This is a genomic window from Bordetella sp. H567, assembly GCF_001704295.1.
Lineage (GTDB): Bacteria > Pseudomonadota > Gammaproteobacteria > Burkholderiales > Burkholderiaceae_B > Bordetella_C.
Genome location: NZ_CP012334.1, coordinates 4,575,387 through 4,601,637 on the forward strand (window position 1 = coordinate 4,575,387; position 26,251 = coordinate 4,601,637).

Annotated in this window: 18 protein-coding genes; 8 read left to right on the forward strand and 10 right to left on the reverse strand. The window is 67.7% G+C overall.

All coding sequences use genetic code 11. The features are described from left to right. Positions 1-10: 10 nt before the first annotated feature. From AKI39_RS20520 to AKI39_RS20545, 6 genes are all read left to right on the forward strand, one after another. Complete coding sequence (locus AKI39_RS20520; RefSeq protein ID WP_066640294.1) at positions 11-697, forward strand: heavy metal response regulator transcription factor; 687 nt, start codon at positions 11-13, stop codon at positions 695-697. Continuing rightward, a complete protein-coding gene (locus tag AKI39_RS20525) occupies positions 694-2,067 on the forward strand; it encodes a heavy metal sensor histidine kinase (RefSeq protein ID WP_066640297.1) in 1,374 nt (457 codons plus the stop codon). The genes AKI39_RS20520 and AKI39_RS20525 overlap by 4 nt, the downstream gene beginning before the upstream one ends. Positions 2,068-2,170: 103 nt before the next feature. Next, the gene (gene sodC, locus AKI39_RS20530) at positions 2,171-2,725 is read left to right on the forward strand and encodes a superoxide dismutase family protein (protein WP_066640300.1); all 555 of its coding nucleotides are present in this window, start codon (positions 2,171-2,173) and stop codon (positions 2,723-2,725) included. Between the two features lie 862 nt (positions 2,726-3,587). Beyond that, positions 3,588-6,884: an autotransporter outer membrane beta-barrel domain-containing protein gene (locus AKI39_RS20535; protein ID WP_066640302.1), complete on the forward strand. Its 3,297-nt coding sequence runs from the start codon at positions 3,588-3,590 to the stop codon at positions 6,882-6,884. A 346-nt stretch (positions 6,885-7,230) separates the two neighbouring features. Next, on the forward strand, positions 7,231-10,209 hold the full coding sequence (locus tag AKI39_RS20540; RefSeq protein WP_158515195.1) for an autotransporter outer membrane beta-barrel domain-containing protein: 2,979 nt from the start codon (positions 7,231-7,233) through the stop codon (positions 10,207-10,209). A 184-nt stretch (positions 10,210-10,393) separates the two neighbouring features. Further along, positions 10,394-11,371 (forward strand): Bug family tripartite tricarboxylate transporter substrate binding protein, encoded by a 978-nt coding sequence (locus AKI39_RS20545; protein ID WP_066640308.1) that lies wholly within the window; start codon positions 10,394-10,396, stop codon positions 11,369-11,371. Positions 11,372-11,547: 176 nt separating this feature from the next. Here the strand turns inward: AKI39_RS20545 and AKI39_RS20550 are convergent, their stop codons facing one another. The 5 genes from AKI39_RS20550 to AKI39_RS20570 all read right to left on the reverse strand — a co-directional run bounded on the left by AKI39_RS20550 (position 11,548) and on the right by AKI39_RS20570 (position 16,679). Continuing rightward, positions 11,548-12,537: a Bug family tripartite tricarboxylate transporter substrate binding protein gene (locus AKI39_RS20550; RefSeq protein WP_083228959.1), complete on the reverse strand. Its 990-nt coding sequence runs from the start codon at positions 12,535-12,537 to the stop codon at positions 11,548-11,550. Between the two features lie 60 nt (positions 12,538-12,597). Continuing rightward, positions 12,598-13,482: an amidohydrolase family protein gene (locus AKI39_RS20555; RefSeq protein ID WP_158515196.1), complete on the reverse strand. Its 885-nt coding sequence runs from the start codon at positions 13,480-13,482 to the stop codon at positions 12,598-12,600. A 214-nt stretch (positions 13,483-13,696) separates the two neighbouring features. Continuing rightward, positions 13,697-14,629, reverse strand: a complete 933-nt coding sequence (locus AKI39_RS20560) for a LysR family transcriptional regulator (protein WP_066640316.1) — start codon at positions 14,627-14,629, stop codon at positions 13,697-13,699. Between the two features lie 192 nt (positions 14,630-14,821). Then, positions 14,822-15,799 (reverse strand): Bug family tripartite tricarboxylate transporter substrate binding protein, encoded by a 978-nt coding sequence (locus tag AKI39_RS20565; protein ID WP_066640319.1) that lies wholly within the window; start codon positions 15,797-15,799, stop codon positions 14,822-14,824. An 85-nt stretch (positions 15,800-15,884) separates the two neighbouring features. Beyond that, the gene (locus AKI39_RS20570; protein WP_066640322.1) at positions 15,885-16,679 is read right to left on the reverse strand and encodes a class II aldolase/adducin family protein; all 795 of its coding nucleotides are present in this window, start codon (positions 16,677-16,679) and stop codon (positions 15,885-15,887) included. A gap of 177 nt (positions 16,680-16,856) precedes the next feature. Here AKI39_RS20570 and gcvA point away from each other — a divergent pair, with 177 nt between their 5' ends. Next, positions 16,857-17,753 carry a transcriptional regulator GcvA gene (gene gcvA / locus AKI39_RS20575; RefSeq protein WP_066640325.1) on the forward strand — a complete coding sequence of 299 codons (897 nt, stop codon included), beginning with the start codon at positions 16,857-16,859 and terminating at the stop codon, positions 17,751-17,753. A gap of 166 nt (positions 17,754-17,919) precedes the next feature. Beyond that, positions 17,920-18,816, forward strand: a complete 897-nt coding sequence (locus AKI39_RS20580) for a LysR family transcriptional regulator (protein WP_066640329.1) — start codon at positions 17,920-17,922, stop codon at positions 18,814-18,816. A 96-nt stretch (positions 18,817-18,912) separates the two neighbouring features. On the opposite strand, the gene AKI39_RS20585 is transcribed toward AKI39_RS20580, so the two are convergent. The 5 genes from AKI39_RS20585 to AKI39_RS20605 form a co-directional block, all read right to left on the reverse strand. Then, positions 18,913-20,454: a M81 family metallopeptidase gene (locus AKI39_RS20585; protein WP_066640332.1), complete on the reverse strand. Its 1,542-nt coding sequence runs from the start codon at positions 20,452-20,454 to the stop codon at positions 18,913-18,915. A gap of 15 nt (positions 20,455-20,469) precedes the next feature. Next, complete coding sequence (locus AKI39_RS20590; RefSeq protein WP_066640335.1) at positions 20,470-22,059, reverse strand: ABC transporter substrate-binding protein; 1,590 nt, start codon at positions 22,057-22,059, stop codon at positions 20,470-20,472. Between the two features lie 146 nt (positions 22,060-22,205). After that, positions 22,206-24,284, reverse strand: coding sequence for an ABC transporter ATP-binding protein (locus AKI39_RS20595; RefSeq protein ID WP_083228960.1), 2,079 nt, complete (start codon positions 24,282-24,284; stop codon positions 22,206-22,208). Positions 24,285-24,286: 2 nt separating this feature from the next. Then, entirely contained in the window at positions 24,287-25,120 is an 834-nt protein-coding gene (locus tag AKI39_RS20600) for an ABC transporter permease (RefSeq protein WP_066640338.1), read from the reverse strand. Further along, positions 25,120-26,061, reverse strand: a complete 942-nt coding sequence (locus AKI39_RS20605) for an ABC transporter permease (RefSeq protein ID WP_066640340.1) — start codon at positions 26,059-26,061, stop codon at positions 25,120-25,122. The genes AKI39_RS20600 and AKI39_RS20605 overlap by 1 nt, the downstream gene beginning before the upstream one ends. Positions 26,062-26,251 lie beyond the last annotated feature (190 nt).

The following is a 26,251-nucleotide window of genomic DNA, read 5'->3' on the forward strand; positions in this document are numbered from 1 at the left end:
AAAGATCGGCATGAAAATCCTGATCGTCGAAGACGAGCTCAAAACGGCCGACTACCTGCACAAGGGGTTGACCGAGCAGGGTTGCACCGTCGATCTGGCGCACAACGGCATCGACGGCCAGCATCTGGCCGTCGAGCACGACTACGACGTCATCGTCCTGGATGCGATGCTGCCCGGCCTGGACGGCTTCCAGGTGCTGCGCGAGCTGCGGCGCTTCCGGCAGACGCCGGTCATCATGCTGACCGCGCGCGACGGCGTCGAGGACCGCATCCGCGGCCTGCAGGATGGCGCCGACGACTACCTGGTCAAGCCGTTTTCCTTCCTGGAACTGCTGGCCCGCCTGCAGGCCCTGACCCGCCGCGGCCGGACGCAGGAACCCATGCACCTGCGCATCGGCGACCTGCAGATCGACCTGGCCAGCCGCAAGGCGCAGCGCGCCGGCGTGCGCATCGACCTGACCGCCAAGGAATTCGCCCTGCTTGCGGTGCTGGCCCGGCGCAAGGGCGAAATCCTGTCCAAGACGGCGATCGCGGAACTCGTCTGGGACATGAACTTCGACAGCAACGTCAACGTCGTCGAAGTGGCCATCAAGCGCCTGCGCGCCAAGATCGACAGCCCTTTCGGCACCCGTCTGCTGCACACCATCCGCGGCATGGGCTATGTCCTGGAACAGCGCGACGACGCGCTGCCGGAATGAAGACCTCCATCACCACCCGGCTGGCGCTGATGTTTGCCTCGGTCGCCCTGCTGACTTTCTCCCTGATCGGCATCGCGCTGTACGGCGTCCTGCGCGCCGAGCTGGCGCGCCAGCAGACCGACGTGCTGACCACCACCGCGAACGAGATGCTGTATGCCCTGAACCGCATGGGCAACACCGAACGCTGGAGCCGCGCCGAAACCAAGATGGATACGCTGACGCCGGCCGACGGCAGCCTGCGATTCTGGATTCTCAGCCCCGATCCGGCCTACGCCTACGGCAAGGACGTTCCCGCCGTCCTGGCGGCCGCCGCGCCGCTGGACGGCTTCGACAGCGTGGCCATGCCGGGGCACGAATATCCCATGCGCATCCTGGTGCGCACCGTCCCGGCGCTGCAGGAACGCCCGGAGGTAAAGTTCATCGTCGGCATGGAGACGGCGCCCTACTTCCATACGCTGCACACCTTCCTGATCGCCCTGGCCAGCCTGCTGCTGTCGGCCGTCCTGCTGATCATGCTGCTGGGCCATTGGGTGGCCCGCATGGGCCTGCTGCCGTTGCAGCGCCTTTCCAGCGAGGCCAGCATGCTGAGTCCGCTGCACCTGGCCCAACGGCTGAACGTCGCCACGCTGCCCATCGAGCTGGCCGACCTGGCCGGCGCCTTCAACGGCGCCCTGAGCCGGCTGGAAACCGCCTACACCCGGCTGGAAGCCTTCAATGCCGACGTGGCGCACGAGCTGCGAACCCCCTTGACCAACCTGATCGGCCAGACGCAGGTGGCCCTGTCGCGCCGCCGCAGCGCCGCGGAGCTGGAGGAAGTCCTGCAGTCCAACCTGGAAGAACTCGACAGCCTGCGCGCCATCGTCAACGACATGCTGTTCCTGGCCCGGGCCGACCAGGGCGAAGCCGCCACCGGCCTGGTCCGCACGCCCGTCGCCACGGAAGTCGGCAAGACCATCGAGTTTTTTGAATTCGTCCTGGACGATATGCGGCTGGCCGTCGACATCGAGGGCGACACCCGGGCCGAGGCCTCGCTGGACACCGCGCGTTTCCGGCGCGCGCTCACCAACCTGCTGCAGAACGCCATCCAGCATACCGAGCGTGGGCAACGCATCACCGTGCGCATCGAGCCACGGCCGGGCACGGTACGCATCGCCGTCTCCAATCCGGGGCCGCCGATCGATCCCGTCCATCTGCCGCGGCTGTTCGACCGCTTCTACCGCGTGGATGCGTCGCGCCACGACAATGGCGACACCCATGGCCACGGCCTGGGCCTGGCCATCGTCAAGGCGGTGGCCACCATGCACGGCGGCGAAGTATTCGCCAGTAGCGGCGACGGCACCACCACCATCGGCTTCAGCGTCCTGGCCTGACCAAGATTCGGTAACGCATTCGCGGCTGACGAACGGGCCGCCTTGCCGCACACTCGCGACACCGGCCGCCACCCGGCGCCGGTCATTCCCGGAAGGAGGTGCGATGAAACATTCCCATTCCCGCAAGATTCTGCTGGCCGTCGCCGGTACGGCCGCCGCCACCGCCGCCGCGCTGTGCGCGGCCGCCACCGCGCAGGCCGACGTCACGGTCCCGATGGCACTGGCCACGCCCACCGGCAAGGGCGAAGACATCGGTACCGTCACGCTGTCGCAGAACAAGTACGGCCTGGTCCTGACGCCCAACCTGAAAGGACTGCCCCCAGGGCTGCACGGCTTCCACATCCACGAGAAGGGCGATTGCGGCCCGGCGCAGCAGGACGGCAAGCCCGTGCCGGCCGGCGCCGCGGGCGGACACTACGACCCCAACCAGGCGAAGAAGCACGGCGCCCCGTGGGGCGACGGCCACCGCGGCGACCTGCCGGCGCTGTATGTGGACAATGGCGGCAATGCCACCAATCCCGTGCTCGCGCCACGCCTGAAGCTTTCGGAAGTCCACAAGCACGCGCTGATGATCCACGTCGGGGGCGACAACCACAGCGACCATCCCATGCCGCTGGGCGGCGGCGGCGGCCGCGCGGCGTGCGGCGTTATCCCATGACCCGGCGCGCCAGACACGAGGTTCATCGCCCCCATGCGGCAACGCAGGGTTTCATCGGCACGCTGCGATGACCCTGCGGCTGTGAGTAAGTCTTATAAGTCATGGAGACGGGGAATTCCCGCGTGAAGCAGGAACCCCGTCTCTCTACTGCGCGACGAACGGGCGTCTTGATGACTAAACCCCGTTGCATCCAGATTGATCTGGTCGTAGATACCGCAGCTTGATGACTTCGCTGAACCTCCCCTCGCCTCTCCACCCCCGATCCCCCTCGCGCCGCATCGCGGCACGCGCATCGTCCATGGCGCCGCACCGCCTTGCTTTCTTTCGCGGCACCCGCGGTTCCCTGAACCCGCACCGGTACGCACGACCTCCCTGCTAAGGCCGCGTTCGCGTCCCGCCGCATGCCGCATGAACATGGCATGCGCGGGCCATCCGCGCGCCGTCGGCATCGCCCGCGCCGGCTCCATTCCCCCATAGGCTCCTGATCCCACGCAGCCGCCGCCCTGGCGCGGCCTGCGCGCGGGCCGGCGCGGCATGGCGGGACTTGCCCGCACGGGCGCGAGCCCGACAGCGTCCATCCCTCTCTCTTCTTCCGGCATCCCGCCGCCCTTACCGCGGCGATGCCGCGCCCCCCCCACGCCCCTTCCCGACATGTCGTCCGGGCCGGGCTTCCAGTTTCGTCTACCGAGAGTACGCAGCACACGATTCGTTCCACCCTTAGCGCTCAAGGAGCAGTATGTCCGACCCGCAACACCCTGCATCCCCGTCATCGCCGTACCCCGTTCCGATGTTCCAGCGCATCCGCCCATCCGGCGGACACCCGGTCCCTCGCCGCGCCCAGCCTCCATGGGTTCTTCGCGCCGTGTACCGCGTCACCTCCTTCGGCTTGATCGCCGGTCCCGCCAGCCTGGCTTATGCCGGCGGTCCCCTCAAGGACTACGGACCGTCCAACGAGACGGTACAGGCCACCGACGGCGACGCGGACGCCATGGCGCGTGTCCACGGGCCTATCGTCACGCAGCAGCACCATCAACATGCCATCCACGCGCTGTACCCCGGCTCAGTCCTGTTGTCGGGGCCTGTCTCGACGCAGGGCGACGACGCCTACGCCCTTTACTACAGCGGCGCCGCGCGGGTCATCATGACCGACGTGAACATCGCCACCCATGGCGCGCGTGCGCATGCGGTCGAAGGCTTGCGCGGTGACGGCGCCGGCCCGCCGGGCCAGGCGGCGGCGCAGCCGGGAGACCTGGAATTGCGCCGCGGCAGGATTACGCTGCACGGCCCGGGCAGCGTTGCGATGGGCCTGACCACGCCGAGCGTGCGTTTGGGCCGACCGTTGCGGGAAACCGCCGAGGCCACGCTATGGAGCATGGGCTATACGGGGCCGGCCAGCGCGCGCCAGCCGGACGTGCGTATCGACGGCAAGGGCGCGGACAACGTCGGCATCGTCATCAAGGGACGGCGCCAGCTGGAATTGAACGGGGTCGGTATCGACTTGCATGAAATCGGCTTGGTGGCCATGAATATCGGCGCGAGCGCGCGCGTCGATGGCAGGAACATCGGCATCACGGCATCCGGTGCGGACAGTTTCGGCTTGCGTGTACGCGGCGACGGTGCCGGCCGCGACGACAGCGTGCGATGCCCGGTGCCGACATCGGTCAAGCTGGCGAACGGTTTCATCGCCATGACAGGACAAAATTCGCCGGCCGTGGAAATCGTGCGCGCGCAGGTGTCGCTGGAAGACGTGTCGGTCACTACCTCCGAGGCCGCCCGCTTCGCGGTGGGCAACGAGTCCGGTGTTTTTCGCATGGAAGGCAGGCAGGGCCGCACCATCCTGCGCAGCACCGGCTCGGCGCTGGCGGCGTGGACGGGAAGCGACCGCGAAACCGCACGCTTCGATTTCCGCAACGTGTCCATCGTCAGCGAAGCCCATAGCCTGCTGGAAGTGGGCCGCGATCATGGGGATGAGGGGCCGGCTCCGCCCGCGCATGTGGACCTGTCCCTGGACGGCGGCGAGGCGCGGGGCCGCATCTGGGGAGGCGGCTCCCCGGCACCGCGCGTGAACGTCAACCTGCGCCAAGGGGCGTCGTGGTCGGGCCATACGGACGTGGGGCGGACGGTGGCGGTGGAAGCGGCCAGCACGTGGAATGTGGACGGGGACTCCGTCGTGGAAAACGTGGTCGTGGGCCAGGGCATGATCGCCTTCCAGGCGCGTGCACGGCAGGCGGAGCAATCATCGGACTTCCACCGCCTGCACATCACGGAAGATATGCGCGGCAGCGGGGAAATCGGGATCCGCGTCGATCCGGCAAGCCGGCAAACCGACAAAGTCGTCGTCGATGGGCGGGTCCACGACGACATCGTCATCGCGCCACGGGATACCGGCAAGGTGGCCGAAACGGTAACGTCCATGGATCTGCTTCACGCGGCCCAGGGCGGCCCGGCCAACTACACATTGCCGGACAACGCCGAACGGGTGATGCTCGGCGGCCACGCCTTCCGGCTGCATAAGGAAAAAATCCGGGACGATCCGGCGGTGACCGTGCTGGTGGTGCCTGAAGGCGCCCCCTTCATCCGCGGCTACGCCACCATGGACCTCGAACCGCCACATCGGTTGCGCCATGCCCCACCTCCTACGCAGGGCGGACCCGACCGGATAGACGAGCGCGATATTCCCGGCGACCCACCCGGTCCCGTGCAGCCGCCGCCAGTCCAGCCGCCTGTGGGCCAGCCGCCTGAGGTCAAGACGCCTGACGTCAAGCCGCCCGAGGTCAAGGCTCCCGAAGTCAAGCCGCCCGAGATTCAGCCACCCGGCGCCGAACCACTCCCCCCGGCATGCCCGGACGGCGCACACTGCGGCGAACCGGAAGGGGATACAGGCGATGTTCCGCCGTCCCACCAGCCGGGCCCGGAGACCCCGACAGGCGAGCCGCCCGCGGACAAGGACCCGGACGGCGAACCCGCACCCGACCGCGGAGGTCCCGACGAGCCCTGGATCGATGCGGAACCGGGACCCGGAGGGGAACCCGAAGCGGCGCCCGCTCCCGACGCCGAGCCCGAGCCCGAGCCCGGTGACGACGCCGACGACGAACCCACGGATGAAACCGACGCGGAACCGGAGCCCGATAAGGATGAAGGCGAAACACAGGATACGGAGCCTTCCCCTGCCCCGGAACCGCCCGCGCCTCCACCGCCGCCCGTCGTCCTGTCTCCCGCCGCCACGCTGGCCGTCAACAACGCCGCGCTCGCCGCCGGCCAGGGGATCTGGAACGCGCAGTTGGCCGCGGTCAACCGGCGCTTGCGCGCCGCGCGCCACGGCAACGCGATGGCCCTGCCCAGCGGCGCCCATGCCGTCGACGCCGCCACGGGCCTCTGGATCGACGCCGCGGAGGGCCGGCAGAAAATCGATAACCCGCTCACGGGCGAATACCGGCAAGCGCTCTATGGCTTCGTCGCGGGCGTCGACCATGCCATCGACGTGTCCGCCGGACGCTGGCACATCGGCTTGCTCGCCGCGCAGATCGCCAGCCGCCGCGACTTCGATGACGGCAAAGGCAACACGCGCAGCACGCATATCGGGGCCTACGCCACCTTCCTGGGGCCCAGGGGAAGCTATGCCACGGCCATCGTGTCGACCGGGCGCTACCGGCACGACATGCAAGGCAAATTCTCGGACGGCAAGCGCCTGACGGGCGCCTTCCACAACCGGGGCGCCGGCGCATCGCTCGAAGGGGGCCGCCGCGTGGAGCTGCCACGCGCATGGTTTGTCGAACCGTACGCGGGGCTGGACTATCTGCGCGTCGTCAGCGCCCGTTACACACTGAGCGACGGCACGCCTGTGCAGGACCACGGTGGCCATTCGCTGCAATGGCGCACGGGCGCGCGCGTCGGACGAGCCATCGAGATCCGCAACGGCGGGAACGTGACGCCGTATCTGCGCGCGGGCTACGCGTACGAACGCGGCAACCGCAACCACGTCACCGTGGGCGAAACGCCGCTGAAGGCGAACCTGGGCGGCAGCCGCCTCGAGCTCGGCGTGGGGATGGAAGCGCGGCTGGGCAAGGCGCACAGCCTGTACGTCGACGTCGGCTACGCCAAGGGCAGGCGCTTCGAGCAATCGGGCGCGGTAACCATCGGCTTCCAATACCGCTGGTAATGCGTCCGCCGGCCTTGGCGCGGGGCCGAACGCGATTCCACGCATCTTCGGCCCGTGGTTTCGGGATCGGCGGAACAGAAACACCAGCACGCGCACATACACGCTCCGTCCTTTCCCGCGTACAGCCGGCCGCGATCGCCAATCACAAGGCGATCGCGGCCGGCCGTCGTCGCGGGCCCGGCCTTTCGCCGGGACATGGAGACCATATCAGATGCTGGAGAATCACCCCGCCATGGCCCCTATACGCGCCCAAGGAATACGCAATCGAAGTGGCCGCAAGGCCAAGATGCATGCCGTGGGTACCGCCGGCCGCAAGCCACGTCCGGAACGCGCCTGGAAAAGTGGTATGGCCCGCAGCGCGGCGGCGCTGGGCCTACTGATGGCCCCATTGGGCGACACCCGCGCGGACGAATACGCCGTGCGATACACCGGGTCGGACCGTACCATCGAGACCACCAACGGAGACGCCGGCCGTAAAACGCTGGTGCTCGGACCCATCCAAACGCAGGGTTTCCTGGAACACGCCGTCAAGGCGGTGGAGCCGGGGACCAGCGACATCACGAATGCCGACCTCCACACCATGGGCCCTGATGCGTACGGCGTCTATTTCAGCAACGCGTCGCGGGTCCATATCACCGGCACCACCATTACCACGCGTGGCGACCGCGCGCACGGGCTGGGTGGCTTCGATGAAAGAGGTGACTATCCCGACTGGGCGTACATCGACAACGGCGAACTGCGCATGGCCAGCGGGACCATCATCGTGGAAGGCAACAGATCCCGTGGGCTGTATACCGTCGGCCGCGCCAGCCCTATCCACCTGGGCCGGCCGATGCGGCAAGGACAGAACGCGGCACCAGACTCGTTCATGCTACCCGGCGCCGATGTCTACATCTACGGCAGGGGATCGCACAATACCGCCATCTATGCCCTCGGCAGCAAGAACATCACCTTCAATGGTGTGCGCGCCATCCTGTACGGGCCATCCGGCACCGGCATACTGGCGCGCGACAGCACCAGGATCTCCGGCGAGAACCTGTGGCTGCAACTGCACGGGGCGGACAGTGTCGGCATGGAGGTGGCAGGAAGAACCCCGTGCACGGTCGACGCAAGCAACAGCCGGTGCCCTGCGGCCAATACCCGGGTGCGGATCGTGGGGGGGGCCCTGGACATGCAGGGCGCACGGTCCCCGGCCATCGAACTGCAGCGGGCGAGCATACACCTGCAGGACGTCCCTCTGACGACCAGCCCCCAAACCTCCTACAGCGTAGGTAACGAAGCCGGACGGTTCCAATTCGAAGGCAAGGACACGCGCGCCATCCTGGCCAGCTACGGCTCCGCCCTGCGGGCATGGGTGCATACCGCCGACGAAAGCGCGGTCTTCCAGTTAAGGCACGCCGACGTGCGCAGCGCTGCCGATGTCCTGCTCGATGTCGTGCCCCTGAACGGCGCGGAGCCGTTGCGATCCGGACGTACCTACTACGCCATGCTCAAGCTGGACGACACGCATGCGCAAGGCGAAGTGCGCGGCATGCCGCGGGCGCGCGCGCATATCCGGCTGGCGAACCACTCGATATGGGAGGGCCACACCGATATCGGCGGCCATGTGGACATCGCCGGCGACAGCACATGGGCCATGGATGCGAACTCAGTCATCGATAGCCTCGGGATGTCGCACCCCTCGACCCTGCGCTTCGTGGCGCCGAATCGCGGGCCCGACGCCCCGACGCGATTCCATACCTTGACGATCCGCGACAGCCTGGCCGGCCGCGGCCGCTTCGAAATGCGCACGCATCTGGCACGCGGCCGAGCGGACAAGCTTGATATCCAGGGCACCGCGAACGGCTCGTATGCCGTGTTCATCACGGACCATTCCGGTACCGCGAAAACCACGGGACCGCGCGCGGTGCCCATCGTGCAAGCGCACCGCGGCAACGCATCGTTCACGCTGGCCAACGCCGAGCAGGCGGTCGATGCCGGCGGGCATCGCTACACCCTGCACAAAAAGCGCACCGCCACGGGCTTCGTGTGGTCGCTGGAAAGGGAAGCCGGCGGCGACACGCCCGACACCCCGACCGGCGGCGACGGCTCGCCGGACCAGCCGGACACGAGCGGCACCTCGGGCCAGGCGGGCGATGGCGACGCCGGCGGCGGCAACGGCAGCGGCCAGAACGGCAATGGCCAGGTCGACGACGAAAGCGGCAATGGCGCGGGCAACGACGAATCCGCGCACGCCGCGACGGACGACACGGGCGGCGGGGACGCCGAAACGCCCGCTGACGACAGCGAAGCCGCCGCCATCGATGCCGCCGGGGGCGATACCGCCGCCATCGACGCGAACCAGGGCGATATCGCTGCCCCTGGCCAGCCGCGTCGGTCCATCCAGGCTGCCTTGGTCAACAACGGCGGCATTGCGTCGGCCAGCACCCTATGGACGGCCGCCATGCGGCCGACAGAAGACCGCACGCAGGCGCTGCGGTCCGGCAGCGGTTCGGCCGATACCCTGGCATCCGGCCCGGCCGCGACGGGGTCCGGCGTATGGATACGCGGCATCGACAGCCACCAGCACCTGCATCAATCCGAGGGTGGACGCTACACCCAATCGCTATGGGGCTATACCCTGGGCGCGGACCGCACGGTGGAGGTCACCGCGGGCCGCTGGCACGTGGGCGCCACCGCCACTCAGGTCGATGCGCATCGCCGCTTCGACGACGGAAAAGGCCGGACATCGGCGGTGCTGTTCGGCGCGTACGCGGTGTTGGAGGCCGACAACGGCGCCTATGCCAGCGTGGCGGCATCCGGCGGCCGCTTCCGCAACACCGTCCAGGCGCGCGGCCCGGAAATCGACGGCACCGCCACGGGCAGGTTCCGCCATTCCGGCGCCGGCATCGCGGTGGCCGGCGGACGCCGCCTGGACCTGGCGCGGGGCTGGTTCGTCGAGCCCGGCGCGGGCCTGGCCTATTTCAGCGTGGGGGCCGCGCGCTATACCCTGAGCGACGGCACGGCGGTACATGACCGCGGCGGCCATTCGCTGCAGTCCAGGATCGGCATCCGCACGGGCCGCAGCGTGGACCTCGGCAACGGCGGCGTGGCCACGCCCTACGTCAGGTTCAACTGGGTGCGCGAATTCGCCAACCGCGGCGCGATACACGCCGATGGCGCCGCGCTGGGCACGGATTTCTCCGGCAACCGCTTCGAAATCGGCGCCGGCGCCCAGGCGCAACTGGGGCGCCGCCACTTCCTGTACGCGGATGTGGAAGTCGGCAAGGGCCGGCACCTGTCGCAATCGCGCGCGATCGTGGCGGGATACCAATACCGCTGGTAAGCGATACGGTGCGCTGTGCGGTATATGCTATGCACGCACGGCCGCGCCGCGATGTCCCGAACACCGCGGCGCGGCCACCCCGGTCCGTACAGGCAGCCACGTACGGCCGTTGCCCAAGCGCCCCGACAGAGGGCCTGGTTCGCGCATATCCCTGCAGCCATGAACGCACGCAAGAGGAGACACCATGCACGCTGCCACCCGACTCGCCCTTTCCGCCGTCTGCGCGCTGGGCCTTGCCGCCACCGCGCATGCCGAGGCCGCATGGCCCGCCGGCAAACCCATTACCTACATCGTTCCCTTCGCGCCGGGCGGCGCGACCGATATCATCGGCCGCCTGGTCGCCAGCAAGCTCGGACCCGCCCTGGGCACGACCGTCGTCGTCGAAAACCGGCCGGGGGCGGGCGGCAATATCGGCTCGGATTTCGTCGCCAAGGCCAAGCCCGACGGCTATACGCTGGTGGGCGGCACCATCAGTTCGCACTCCATCAACGGCAGCCTGTACAAGAACATGCCGTATGACATGGTGAAGGATTTCGTGCCCGTGGCGTTGACCGGCAAGTTGGGCAATGCCCTGCTGGTCAAGGACGACAGCCCGCTGCGCAGCGTGGCCGACGTCCTGGCCGCGGCCAAGGCCAAGCCGGGCGCGCTGAGCTATGGTTCGTCGGGCAACGGGACGTCGCAGAATCTATCCGGCGAATTGTTCAAGGCGACCGCCAAGGTCGACATCATGCACGTCCCCTTCAAGGGCAGCGCGCCGGTGTTGCAAGCCTTGATGGGCGGGCAGCTTTCCATGGCCTTCGACAACATCCCGCCCGCGCTGCCGCTCATCCAGGCGGGCAAGCTGCGCGCGCTGGCGGTGACCTCCGCGCAGCGCGATCCCCACCTGCCGGACGTGCCGACGATGCAGGAACTGGGCCTGAAGGATTACGAGGTCGTCTCCTGGCAGGCGGTTTTCGCGCCCGCCGGCACGCCCCGGCCCATCGTCGACAGGCTGAGCGCCGAGATCATGAAGATCCTCAAGGAACCGGACGTGAAGAAGAAATTCGATGACATGGCCATCGACGGCAGCGGCATGGATGCGCAGCAGCTCGCCGCGTTCCAGAAGGCGGAAGTCGCGAAGTGGAAAAAGCTGATCGACACCGCGGGAATCCGGGCGGAATGAGCGCGCGGCGCGGCAGCCGCGCGGTCGTGCGTCTTACCGCCCCGCCGCGGCCGCCGCGCCGCGCCTGAAACGAGAAATGCCGCGATTTCCTGGCGGAATCGCGGCATTTTCTTGAAGGCCGGGCGGCGCTCAGGCCGGTGGACCGGCCCGCCATTCCCGGTAGACCGGAACCGGCATCAATCGGCCGTGATGTTGGCCGACTTGATCACCGTCGACCACTTGGCGGCCTCGGCGTCCAGGTACTTGCCGAAGTCCTCCGGCGTGCCGGGCTTGGTGGTCACGCCCATGCCGGCCAGCACTTTTTGCGCGTCGGGGTTGGTCAGCGCCTTGTTGATCTCCGCGTTCAGGCGGTTGACGATCTCCGGCGGCGTACCCTTGGGCGCCATGAAGCCCCACCACACGCTGGCCTCGAACTCGGGGAAACCGGCTTCCGCGGCCGACGGCACATCCTTCACCAGCGGCAGGCGTTCCTTGCTGGCGACAACCAGTCCGCGCAGGCGGCCGGACTGCAGCTGCGACAGCCCCTGCACCGGGTCCAGCAGCATGAAATCCACGCGGCCGGCGGTCAGGTCGACAATCGCGGGCGCGCCGCCCTTGTACGGCACGTGCAGCATGCTGGTCTTGGTCACGTACTTCAGCAGCTCCGAACCCAGGTGGGCGGAACTGCCGGGGCCGGCGGACGCATAGCTGATCCGGTTCGGATCAGCCTTGGCGGCATCGACGATGTCCTTCAGCGCATGGGCGGGCGAATTCGCCGGCACCATCATGATCAGCGGCGAAGAACCGACGTAGGCGATGGGCGTCAGCGACTTCAGTTCAGAGAACGGCCGCTTCGGATACAGGGCGACGTTGGTCGCCAGGCCGTTGGCGCCCAGCAGGATGGTGTAGCCGTCGGCCGGCGCCTTGGCGGCCGCCTCGTTGCCCACGCTGCCGTTGGCGCCCGAACGGTTTTCCACGATGACGGACTGGTTCATCTGCTGGCCGATGTGCTGCGCCACCAGTCGGCCCAGGATGTCCACCGCGCCGCCCGGGGGGAAGGGCACGACCATGCGGATCGGCTTGTCGGGATAGCCCGCCTGCGCCTGCGCGGCGCCCACGGGAATCATCGTCACGACCGCCAGCGCGGCCGCCAGCAGCCATGACGGCATACGGATTGCGGGTTTCATCTGTTCTCTCATCGATCTCATCACTCGAAAAAAAAAGCGGGGGCATGCGCCCCCGTGACGTCAGGCGTCGTCGTCAAAAGCGGATTCGGGCCAGCGCAGGATCGCCGCGGCGGCCTTGCCCATGACCCAGGCCCGGCTGTCATCGTCCAGGAAATCCAGCGCGACGCGGAAATGGTCGACGCATTCCTGGTAGGTGCACGGCAGTCGGGTGTAGTCCGATCCCCACATCGTGCGCCGCGGGCCGAAAGCCTCGAAGATGCGCTTCAGGTAGGGATCCAGATTGGCGTAGGGATAAGGCTCGTTGCTGTAGCACGGTGCGGCGGACGCCTTCACCGACACATTGGGAAAGCGCGCCAGCGCCAACAGCTCGTCCAGGTCGGCGAAGGCGGCGTCGTCGCGCAGGTTGCTGCGGCGGGCCATGTGGTCCAGCACCAGCTGCAGGCCGGGGTAACGCTGCGCCAGGTACGGGATCTTGTCCACGTGGCCCGGCACGAACACCATCAGCGGGATGGCCAGGCGCTCGCAGGCGGCCCAGAACCAGTCCATGCCGCCGGGCTCCAGCCAGGCGCTCCACTTGGGTTTGTGGAAGGTCAGGCGGATGCCCAGCATGTTGGGCTGTTCCAGCCAACGCTCCAGCCGGTCGCGCGCGCCGGGGGCTTCCGGATTGAAGCGCCCCATGATGGCCAGGCGCTTGGGATAGCGGGCGGCCGCTTCCAGCGCCGTGTCGTTGCTGTCGCCGACAGGAGAAGGCGGAACGATGATGGCCCGCTGCACACCGGCGGCATCCATCGTGGCCAGGAATTCCTCGGCGCCCAAGGGTTCCTCACGGTGCGGGCGTGCCCCTTCGACCGCCACGAAAACCTTGCGTTCGACTTCCTCGGCAGGCCATGGCCGGTCCGGCCGGTGAGCCTCCCACAAATGCACCTGGGTGTCGGTAATCAACACACCACTCTCCTGCTTCGCGCGATAAATGTATTAAAAAGTGACTATAGACGCGTCCCAGCGAGAGCGGAACGGCATTTCCGATCTAGCTGATATTCCTGGAATGAATAACGGCCCTCCTTGCTGGCGGATGCCCGTCGCACATCCGGTGCCGCCCGGTCCCGCTTCGGACAGGCCTGCTTCGGCCGGGAAGCGCCTCAGGCCTTGTTAACAGGCCCTAGCCCTTGCGTGAACCGGCGCGGCGCGCGGCCTGGGCCAGCGCCTTGGGAACGAAGCTGGCGATCAGCGCGGCCGTCTGGCGGGCCAGGGCGGTTTCGGGACGTTCCGACGACGTGGCCAGCGCCAGGGTGCTGGTGATGCGCGGCGAAATGATGCGGCGCGCGCTGAGTTTGGCCGCATCCGCGGCGATGAGCAAGGCGTTCTGCGTGACGATGGCATGGCCGTAGCCCTGCGTCACCAGGTCCACGATGGCGCCCACCGCATCGATTTCCAGCGCGACGGAAATCTTGCGGCCCTGGCTGGCCAGGCGCGTCTCCACCAGCATGCGCAGGGGATGCGGGCGGCTGGGAATGATCAGCGGGACATCGGCCAGGGCCTTGACGGCGATGGACGTCCCCTGCGCCGCGCGGCCCTTCGCGCGGCGTTCGATCAGGAACAGCGGGTCTTCGCTGAGCGGCAGGAATTCCAGTCCAGGCGTCGGGATGGGATCGTGCAGGATGGCCACATCGATACGGCCGGACAGCAGCCATTCATGCAGATGGACGGTCAACCCTTCGGTGATGCACAGCATGGCGCGCGGAAACGCACGGCGAAACTCGGCGACAAAGGGCGCGGTCAGCAGCCGGCCGATGGAATGCGGCACGCCTACCACGATGCGGCCCACGGGCGAGCCGCGCGCCTCCTCGACCTCCTGGCGCGCGCGGTCGAACTGCAGGAGAATGCCGCGGCCGTGCGCCAGCAGGCGCTTGCCCGCCTCGGTGGGACTGACGCCGCGGCCATTGCGGTAAAGCAGCGTCTGGCGCAGTTCGATTTCCAGGCGGCGCACCTGCCGGCTGAGCGCGGGCTGCGCGACATCCAGGATGGCCGCGGCCTTGGTGAAGCTGCCCAGCTCCGCGACGTGGACGAAGTATTCGAGTTGGCGTAGATCCATGGCGTCTCCCGCGGCTTCGCCGGATGGATGGGGCGAACACAGGCCCGCCACGCTTCCAGGGTCGGCAGGCCGAAGCGGGACGATACATCACGTCGCGCCACCCCGTCGGGATGGCCGCGCACGCCGCACGTCGCACAAGGCACAGCGCACGGCGGGGACTGCGGAAGCGGACGAGGGGACGGCGGGCGCCGGTCAGGACCGCGACGGCGCCGTTTCCTTGGCGATGGACCGGTATTTTTCCACCGCCCGCTTCAGGTATTCGTGAAAATCCTCCGGCTTGGGGCTGATCTTCACCTCCACGCCCTGCTTGGCCAACTGCTCGGTGATCGCCGGCTGGTTCAGCACCTTGGCGATCGCGTCATGCAGGCGCGCCACGATGGGCGCGGGCGTGCCGGCCGGCGCGAAGATGGCATTGAAGGTGTCATCCTCGAACCCGGGCAGGCCCGACTCGGCGATGGTGGGCACATCGGGCAGCAGCTTGGAACGCGTCGTGGTCGTGACCCCTATCGCCTTCAGCTTGCCGCTCAAGACATACGGCCCCGACGTACTGACCTGGTCGAACATCATCGATACCTGTCCGCCGATCAGGTCGGTCAGGGCCTGCGCGTTGCCCTTGTACGAGACGCCCAGCATCTTGATGCCCGCCTGCTTGCTGAACAGCTCGGCGGCGATATAGCCCGTGGAACCGACGCCCGACGAGCCGAAGGATAGTTCGCCGGGATGGGCGCGCGCGCGTTCGATCAGCGCCTTGACCGTACGCTCGGGCAGGGAAGGATGCACCACCAGCACCATGGGAATCTGGGCGGTCTGCGTCACCGGCACGAAATCCTTGATGGGATCGTAGCCCGCGTCGGGCACGAATTCGGGCACCGATACAAAGGTATTGGCCGAGGCCAGCAGCGTGTAGCCGTCCGGCGCGGAGCGCGCCACTTCGCGCGTGCCCACCAGCCCGCTGGCGCCGGGCTTGTTCTCCACCAGCACCGATTGGCCCAGGTCCTGCGACAGGCCCTTGGCGACCAGACGCGCGACCAGGTCCACCGTGCCGCCGGGCGACACCGGCACGATGATGCGTATGGGTTTATTCGGGAAGTTGTCCGCCGCCCGCGCGGAAGGCGCCACACAGGCCAGGCCTAGCGCCAAGGCCGCGGCGCCCTTGATCCAGGGTTTCATGATTGTCTCCAGTACGGGTATGAGAATGTTGTGGCCCGCGCGGCATCGCGCCGCGCGGGTATCGAACCTCCCGCAGGTTCGGACTTCAGCTGTCGTAGCGCGGATAGCCGCCGGGCTCGGCGTCCAGCAGGCGCAGCATGGCGTGCCATTCCAGCTCGCCGTACGGGCGGCGCGTACCGGGCTGGTACAGGTGGGCGCTGCGCTCCAGGATGTCCTTGCCCGGCACGGCGACGTTTTCCAGGCCGCCGGCCATCGCGTCCACCTGCGCGCGGCAGGCCATTTCAAGCTGGTACATCAGGTTCAGCGCCTGCGGCACGGAGGCGCCGCACACCAGCAGCCCGTGGTTGCGCAGGATCATGGCGTTGTGCGGCCCCAGGTCGCGCACCAGGCGCTCCTGCTCGGCCAGGTCCACCGCGGGCCCTTCGAAGTCGTGATAGCCGATATGGCCATGAAAGCGCGAGGACGTCTGCGTGATCGGCAGCAGGCCGCAGCGCATGGCCGATATCGCCATGCCGGCGCGGGTGTGCGTATGGATGACGCAATGCACGTCGGGCCGCGCCCGATGGATGCAGCCGTGGATCACATAGCCGGACTTGTTGATGCCGTAGTCCGTGTCCGGCTTGCGCACCACATTGCCGTCCAGGTCGATTTCCACCAGGTTCGACGCCGTGATCTCCTTGTAGAGCAATCCATACAGGTTGATCAGCAGGTGGTCCTTCTTGCCGGGGATCTGCGCGGTGATGTGGTTGTAGATCATGTCGGTCATGCCGTAGCGATCCATCAACCGGTAGCAGGCGGCCAGGTCCTTGCGAACCTGCCATTCCGCGGGGTCCACCTCGTTCTTCAGCGAGGGAAAGTCAGTGCTGTAGCGGGCGTTCATGCGCAGTCTCCTGTCCGAACGTAGTAAAACTAATACGTCGCGGGTTTGTCGTCGTGGTCGCCGCCCTCCGTAGCTGGAAAAGGAAGACGGTGAATCCGCCGATGTTAGGCATGCCTTGCCGTTCGCGCCATCGAGAAATTCTCAATGGGCGATGAATAAAACTAATACTATCGAGACATGAATCCGCAACTGCCCCCGCTGAACCCCTTGCGTGTCTTCGAGAGCGTAGCCCGCCATCTCAGCTTCACCGCCGCCGCGCAGGAGTTGCACATCACCCAGGGCGCGGTCAGCCACCAGATCAAGACGCTCGAAACCTGGCTGGGTTTTCCGCTGCTCGAACGCGGCGGGCGGCGCCTGCGCCTGACGCGCGGCGGCGAAAGCTATGCCGCGTCCTTGTCCCATGCGTTCGCCCAGATATCCAGCGCGACGCGCGAGCTCGTTTCCGCGGGCGCCAAGCAGGTGCTGACGGTGCGCGGGCACACCACGCTGTTCGTGCGCTGGCTGATTCCCCTGATCCCCGCCTTCCAGGCCGCGCATCCGGACATCAACATCAAGCTCACCGCCAGCGTCGAGGGCGTGGACTTCAAGCGCGAGAACGCCGACATGGGCATCATCTACGGCGACGGGCCGTGGGAAGGGCTGCGCAACGACCTGCTGTTCAGCGATGCCTTGACGCCGGTCATGGCGCCGGAACTGGCGGCCCGGCTGCCGCGCCCCTGTACGACCGAGGCCTTGCTGGAACTGCCGCTGCTGCATTCCAACCGCCGGCCGCAGCACTGGCCCGACTGGATACGGCTGGCAGGCGCCCATCGCGGCTTGGCGGTGGGCGACATGTACTACGAGGATCTCAGCATCATCTACCAATGCGCCACCGAAGGCCTGGGCGTGGCGCTGGGGCAGTTGCGCTACCTGGAAAAAGACCTGGGCCAGGGCCGCCTGGTCGCGCCCCACCCCCTGGTGCTGCGCCGTCCACGCGGCTATCACCTGGTCTGCCCGCAAAGCCGCGCGGACGAACCGAAAATCGCCTGCTTCCGGGAATGGCTGGTGGCGCGCGCGGCCGAAGGGTCCGCGTAAAAGCCCACGCTGGCGCACGCCATGCCGACAAATGGCCCTCATCGTCAAGGACGTATCGCATGGGTGACGTACGCGCGAACGATCCTGGGGATGCGCCCGATGGCGGGGGCGGGGCTTTTGCGCCATAGTGGCTGGCGCCGCCGTGACGCAAGCCCGCCCTCGCCCCATGCTCAATACCGCACTGAAATACTTCCTGGAAGTGGTCAACAATGGATCGCTGACGATCGCCGCCCACTCCCTGCACGTGGCGCCTTCGGCGGTCAGCCGCATGATCCGCAAGCTGGAGGACGAATACGGCACCGTGCTGTTCGACCGCCATGCCAGGGGCATGGTGTTGACCGAATCCGGCCAGCTGATGGCCGCCTATGCGCGGCGCGCGCATCTGGACGCGGAGCGGGCGCGGTCGGACGTGCGCGACCTGAGCCGGCTCGGCCAGCGCATGGTGAAGATCTCGGCCAACCAGGCCTTCGGCCGCGAACTGCTGCCGCGCCTGATCGGCGAGTTCCGCAAGACGGAACCCAGCGTGCATTTCCAGCTGAACATCCTGCAGTCGGAAGAGATCAACCGCCGCGTGCGCGAGGGCAAGGATGACATCGGCGTCAGCTACAGCCTGTCGGCGCCGGAAGGCGTGCAGATCCAGCACGTGGGCATCCTGCCGGTGTGCGCCGTGATGCCGCCGCATCATCCGTTGGCTACGCGGGCCTTCCTGTCCATGCAGGAGATCGCCGATTATCCGGTCGCCTTGATGGGGCACGGCAGCACCATCCGCTTCATCGTCGACCTGTGCTGCATGCACGAGGACATCGAGCTGAATGTCGTGATGACCAGCAACAACATGGGCGCGTTGCAAAATCTCAGCCGCAACTACGGGCCCATCATCTTCGGCAGCCGGCTGACGGTGCTGGCCGGGATCCAGCGCGGCGAGCTGGTCGCCGTGCCGCTGACCAATACCGACCTGCACCAGCGCCACTTCCATATCCAGACCATGCTGGGGCGGGAGCTGCCGTCCAGCGTCATGCGCATCGTGCAGGCCATCGTGCGGGACGTGACACTGGCCGCATAAGGCCGGGGGGGCGCTGGACCGAATCGCCCGATCACGGTGCGGAAGGCGGGTTTGGCGAGGCACCGGCGGTGGCGCGCGGGCCCCGCCGAACGGCGCTTATCCGGCTTCGGCCCCCCAGTCGGGTTCGCGCCAGGTCACGTCCGCATCTATGGGCCAGACCGGCCGCGGCAAGCGCCGGAAATTCACACGCTTGAGGTTCGGCGTCGTCAGCCCGGGGCTGTCCACGTCGTGGATACGGTCGGGGCTGAAGAATTCGTCGAAGCCGGCGCGGTAGTGTCCGCGGCTCTTCACGATCAGGTTCTTGACGGTCGCGATATCGATGCCGTGCATTTCCACGATGCGCGGCTCGGCCAGCTGGCGGCGCAGGCTGCCGACGATGACGCGCAGGCCGGAATCCTCCAGCTGCAGCAGCGCGCTGGGCCCCAGCGAAAACTTGCGGCCGCGCATGACGCCGCGGCGCCCTTCGCCTTCGCCGTCGGTCAACCGCAATACCTTGGCGCGCGCCTCGAAGCGCTTGGAAAATTCCGATTCCTGGCGGTTGAACACCGCATCGAAGACCTGTCCCTCGCCCAGCGCATGGGCCTGCGCCGCCAGATCCGGGTCCACGAACACGCCCAGCACGGTGCCCGGGACGCGCGCCTGGTGGAACGCCGCAAGCAGCCAGGACGTGTTGCCGCGCCCGCCCCCGCCGGGGTTGTCCGCCACGTCGGCGAACAGCAGCGGCACGGAGGAAGCCTGGGCCATGGCCACGGCGCGGTCCACGGCGATCATGTCCGGCTCGTAGCGGTGGCGGTCGTTCCAGGCGGCGCGCGCCAGGGCCAGCGCCGTGCGCCGCGCCGCGGCCAGGTCCCCGCGCGCCGTCACATTGATCGTCAGGCCGCATTTCGGGATATCGGCGAACACGAAGCCGCCTACCACCGACACGTTGGCGATCGGCCCCTGCCCCGCCGGGGTCATGCACGCCTCGGCCTGTTTGATCAGGTCGGCGTAAGGCCCTTCGCGCGTGCCCAGCGTGACCGACGGCGGAGTCAAGGGCAGGCGGATATGCGCCGTGGCGGTCTTCATGCCGGCCAGCATCTCGTGCAGCAGGTCGGCGGCTTCCGCGGCGCGTTCGCGCTGGTCGACATGGGGATTGGTACGGTACGCGATCAGCGCGTCCAGCGCGTCGACGGTCGCCGCCGATACATTGGCATGCAGGTCATGCGTGGCGATGATGGGCACGTCCGGCCCGACCATCTCGCGCAGCATCGTCGCCAGCGCGGCTTCCGTATCGTCCTCGGTTTCCGCGGAGGATGCGCCATGGTTGGCGACATACACCGCATCCACCGGCAACAGGGCCTGCAGGCGCTCCCGCGTTTCGCGCATGAAGGTGGACCACACCGATGCGCTGGCCGGGCCGCCCGGCGGCGCGCCGATCACGATCAGCGGCAGCGGCTGCCAGGGCCCCAGCTCGTCCATGCGCGCGTAGAAGCCGGGCAGCTCGCTGGGCAGGTGGCTGACCTGGCGCGCCAGCGTGCTGATGCGGTCTCCTTCTTCCCAGCACTGCGCACGAAAATCGGCTTCCACCGACACCGGGGCAAAGGCATTGGATTCCAGGTGCAAGCCCAGCACGGCAACGCGGGGACCGGATGCATTCATGTTCGTCTCCATGGCTCAGGCCTTGTGGGCGGTATAGAACAGCGGCAGCTGCGGCTGGAAATCCTTCCATTCGGCGCCGTAGGCGCTGACCTGGTAGCTGGCGCCCAGGGGGATGTAGGGCACGTCCTCGATCACCTGCAGCTGGATCTGCTCGCAGATCTTCTTCTGCGCGGCGAGGTCGGGCGCATTGAACCAATCCTGTCGCAGCTGTTCCAGCCTGGGGCTGTCGGGCCAGCCCCACCACGCCGCCTTGCCGTTGCCGCGCAGCGCCAGGTGCCCGGCCGGGTCCAGGTTGTTGGGGCCGGTCAGGCCGGTGAAGGCGACGTTCCAGCCGCCCTTGGACGGCGCATCCTGGTTGTTGCGGCGCTGTACCGCCGTGCCCCAGTCCATGGTCTGCACGTCGACGTTCAGGCCGACGCGCTTGAACAGGTCCGCGGTGACCAGCGCGGCGGCGTGATACGCGGGGAAATCGGCCGGGTCGATCAGGACGATGGCCTCGCCCTTGTAGCCGGCGGCCTTGATCAGCGCGCGCACCTTGTCCAGGTCGCGCTTGCCGGTCAACTTGTCCATGCCGGCCTCGGTCGCCATGGGCGTGCCCTCCACGAAGACGCCCATGCGGTCGCTCCAGTACTCCTTGAACTCCGTGCCGTTGATGGCCGTCATGTAGTCGGTCTGGTTGATCGACGCCAGCACCGCGCGGCGCATCAGCACGTTGTTGAACGGCGGCTGCAGGTGATTGAAGCGCAGGATCGCGACGGTGGGCAGGCTGCGCTTGAGCAGGGCGATGGAGGGGTCGGCCTTCAGCACGCCGAGGAAATCGTTGTCGACGGCCTCCACGCCATCCACTTCATGCGCCTGCAAGGCGGCGATGGCGGTGGCCCGGTCGGGCACGACGCTCCAGCGCACCTCGTCCATATGCGCGATCTTGGGCCCGGCGCTGAACTGCGGCGGGAAGCTGTCCTTGCGCGGCACATAGCCGGCGAACTTCTCATAGACGACGCGCGAGCCCGATACCCACTGCTCGCGCATGAAGCGGAAGGGGCCGCTGCCTATCATCTCGGTGACCGGCTTGTCATCCGGGCCCTTGGCCAGGCGTTCGGGCATGATGGCCGCCATGCTGCCGGTCTGCCGCCCCAGGGCGTGCAGCAGCAAGGGAAAGGGCTTCTTCAACTTGAACTGCAGCTGCTTGTCGTTCACCGCGGTCAGCTCGGCGGTCGCCGCCATCAACGATTTGCCCATCAGGTCGCGCAGCGCCCAGCGATGCAGGCTGGCGACCGCATCCTGTGCGCGCACGGGCGAACCGTCATGAAATACCAGCTGGTCCCGCAGCGTGATCACCCAGCGCAGGCCGTCGGCATCCATTTCATGGCCGGACGCCATCTGCGGATGCGGCTGGTAGTCGTTGTCCATCCCATAGAGCGTATCGAACACCATCTGCGCGTGATTCTGCGTGATCGTGGCGGTGGTAAAGGTGGGGTCCAGCAACGTCAGGTCGGTTTGCGGAATCCAGCGGAACTCGACGCGCGGCGCGGCCCGCAGATAGCCCGGCAGCGCCAGGGTCGCCGCGCTGGCGGAAGTGGTGATCAGGAATTGCCTACGGTCCATGTTCTGCTCCGGTTCGAGAGGAATGACCCAATACAAGGCCGACTAGGCCGGCCGCCGGATGGCGCGCCAGGAAAGTCCACGGCCCGCTTGCCCGCGACGCGGGTGTAACCACTACGGCGCGCCAACCCGCGGCGCGGCATGCACGCTCAATACAAGCCGCCGACCTGATGGCGGGCCACGAAATGACCCGGCCCGACCTGCTCCAGCGGCGGTATCCGCGGTTCATGGCCCAGGGGCCGGACCGGGCTGGGAAGCTCCGCGTTATCGACCCGGATGTCGCGCCGGCGCGTCGGATCGGGCACCGGCACGGCTTGCATCAGCTTGCGCGTGTAGGGATGGAGCGGGTTCTCGAACACGGCCTGGCGCGGACCGATTTCGACGACCTGGCCCAGGTACATCACCGCGACGCGATGGCTGACACGTTCGACCACCGCCATGTCATGCGAGATGAACAGATAGGCTACGCCCAGTTCGCGTTGCAGGTCGATCAGCAGATTGACGATCTGCGCCTGGATCGAGACATCCAGCGCGGACACCGATTCGTCGGCGATCAGCACGCGCGGGTTCACCGACAGCGCCCGCGCGATGCAAATACGCTGGCGCTGTCCGCCGGAGAACTGATGCGGCCACCGCGTCGCCATGGCGGGATCCAGGCCGACGCGCGCCATCAGCGCGGCCACGCGGCGATCGGCCTCGGCACCCCTGGCCACGCCATGGATCAGCATGGGTTCCTTGATGGACTCGCCGATGCGCATGCGCGGATTCAGCGACGCGAAGGGATCCTGGAAAACGAACTGCATGCCGCGCCGCAGCGCGCGCAAGGACTCCCGATCGTCGGCCCGTACCTCCCGGCCGTCGAATTCCACCGTGCCGGAGGTCATCCGCGCCAGCTGCAGGATGGAACGGCCGGTGGTGGTCTTGCCGCAGCCGGACTCGCCCACCAGGGACAGCGTTTCGCCGGCGTGCAGGTCGAAGCTGACCTTCTCGACCGCATGCACGCGTTGCTTGACACGGGCCAGGATGCCGCCGCGCACGTCGAAGCGCGTGACAAGGTCGCGCACGCGCAGGATGGGGTGCCCGGACGGCACCTTGCCGGGCGGGCTTGTATTCGCGGCGTCCGCCCGAACCGGCGGCGGGGAAGACCATGCCGCCGGTTGCGCTGTCGTCGGCATGGACGACCGTGCCGCCGCCCGCGATGCCGTGGGCGACGGCGGTGCGCATGACGATGCCCCGGACGACGGCGCCGGCGAGGATGCCTGCGCCGGCTCGGGCTCCACCAGATCGAAGCGCGCCGGTTCCGCCGTGCCGCGCATGGCGCCCAGCTTGGGCGCCGCCGCCATCAGCGCGCGGGTATAGGTCTCGCGCGGATGCGCGAACAGCCCCACCACGCTGTTGGTTTCAATGGCGCACCCGCGCCGCATCACCATCACACGGTCGGCGACTTCCGCGACGACTCCCATATCGTGGGTGATGAAGATCACCGCCATATCCATGTCGCGCTGCAGCTCGCGTATCAGTTGCAGGATCTGGGCCTGGATGGTGACGTCCAGCGCGGTGGTCGGCTCGTCGGCGATCAGCAGCGCCGGCTTGCAGGACAGCGCCATGGCGATCATCACGCGCTGGCGCATGCCGCCCGACAACTCATGCGGGTACCGGCGCATGACCGCGGCGGCGTCCGGAATGCGCACGCGGTCCAGGATGCGGCGCGCTTCGGCTTCGGCGGTGCGGGCGTCGCCGGGCTGGTGCAGGCGTATCGCCTCGACGATCTGCGCGCCGATGGACATGACCGGATTGAGCGAGGTCATCGGCTCCTGGAACACCATGCCTAGATCGGCGCCGCGCATCGCGCGCATCGCTTCGTGGCCGGCCTTGGCCAGATCGACCGTCCTGCCGTCGGGCCGATGGAAAGTCATCGTGCCCTGCACGATGCGGCCGCCGCCGAATTCGACCAGTCGCATGATGGCCAGCGAGGTCACCGACTTGCCTGAACCGGACTCGCCCACGATGGCCAGCGTTTCGCCGCGGTCCACGTGCAGGCTGACCTCGCGCACCGCCACGGTGGCCTGCGGCCCCGCGCCGAAGGCGACCGTCAGATCGGCAACATCCAGGACGCGGCGGCCGGTGGGCGCGTGTCGGACGCCGGGGGCGCGGCCGCCTGCGTCCGGCCGCACCGCATCCTGGGGAACGGCGGCATCCGGGGCGCCGGAATCGGGTGTGCTGGCCATGGTCAGATCCTTTTCGCCATGCGCGGATCGATGGCGTCGCGCAGGCCGTCGCCCAGCATATTGACGGCCAATATCGTGATCGACAGGAAGACCGCCGGAAAGGCGATCAGGTAAGGCTTGATCTGCCACAGCGCGCGGCCTTCGGCCATGATGTTGCCCCACGATGGCGTGGCCGGCGGCACGCCGGCGCCGATGAAGGACAGTCCCGCCTCCGCCAGGATGGCGACGCCGCAGATATAGGTGGCCTGCACGGTCAGCGGCCCGATGGTGTTGGGCAGGATGTGGCGCAGCACCACGCGCAGCCGGCTGGCGCCCGCGGCCACGGCGGATTCCACATAGGGCTGTTCGCGCAGCGACAGCACCACGCCGCGCACCAGGCGAACCACGCGCGGGATTTCCGCCAGCGTGATGGCGAAGATCACGTTGTGCAGGGACGCGCGGCTCAACGAGATCAGCGCGATGGCCAGCAGGATGGTCGGGATGGACATGAAACCGTCCATGATGCGCATGGCGACGGCATCGATCCAGCGCACGAAGCCCGCCGCGAGGCCGATCGCCACGCCGGCGACCGTCGAGAGGATGGCCACCGTGAAGCCCACGATCAGCGATACGCGCGCGCCGTAGATGACGCGCGAATAGACGTCGCGCCCAAGCAGATCGGTACCGAACCAGAAGCGCTCGCTGGGCGGCCGCGTCCGGTTGATCGGGGACAGCGCCGTCGGGTCCACGGTATGCAGCCACGGCGCGCACACCGCCACCAGCGCCAACAGCAGCAGAAGCACCCCACCCATGGCGATGGTGGGATGCTCGCGCATCATCTTGAAGAACGCGCGCATCAGTATTTGATCCTTGGATCGAAGACGCGATAGAGCAAGTCCACCGCCAGGTTGATCAGCACATACATGAAGCTGAACAGCAGGATCACCCCCTGGATCACCGGATAGTCCCGGCGCAGGATGGCGTCCACCGTCAGGCGCCCGAGCCCCGGTATGGAGAACACGGTTTCGGTGATCACGGTGCCGCTGATCAACAGCGCCACGCCGCTGCCGATCACGGTCAGGATGGGTACGGCGGCATTCTTCAGTGCATGGCGGAACAACAGGCTGCGATCGTGCACGCCTTTCGCGCGCGCGGTGCGCACATAATCCTGCGACAGCGTCTCCAGCAGCGTCGCGCGGGTGATGCGCGTGATCAGCGCGATATACACACTGCCCAGCGCCAGCGCGGGCAGCACCAGCGTGTACAGCGACGGCCACAGGCCGCGCGCCAGCGGCACGTAGCCCTGCACCGGAAACCAGCGCAGCTGCAGTCCCAGCACCCAGGCCAGCAGGTAGCCCACCACGAAGGAAGGGATGGAAAACCCCAGCACCGCGCTCAGCATGATGCCGCGGTCCTGCCAGGCGTTGTGCCGCCATGCCGCCAGCGCGCCCAGCGGCACGGCAACCGCCACGGACAGGATCAGCGTCATGATCATCAGGCTGAAGGTCGGCGCCAGCCGCTGGCCGACCATGTAGCTGACGGGCTGGCTGGTGAACAGCGACGTACCCAGGTCGCCGTGCAGCACCGCCCATATCCAGTGCCCGAAGCGAAGCAGGAAGGGCTGGTCCAGGCCCAAGGTGGCCCGGATGCGCGCAATGTCCTGTGCCGTGGCGTCCTCGCCCGCCAGCAGCGCGGCGGGATCGCCCGGCGCCAGGTCCAGCAGCGCGAAGACGAATAGCGCGACGAACAGCATGACCGGCAGCGTGGCGAGCAGTCGGCGCAGGATGTACGAGAACATCGGACCTCGTTGGGAAGCGCCGGGGAGTGCCGCGGCGCCCTGGCGGCGTCGCGACGTCCCGGCGGAACGCAGGGTTTGCGCGGTGCAAAAATTCTAGGGTTGGCGCGGCGCACGCAGCAATTTCAATATTCGCGCGCGCCCGTTGCCGAAATTAGAACAGCCCGCAAAGCCAATGAACACGCGGCTCTCC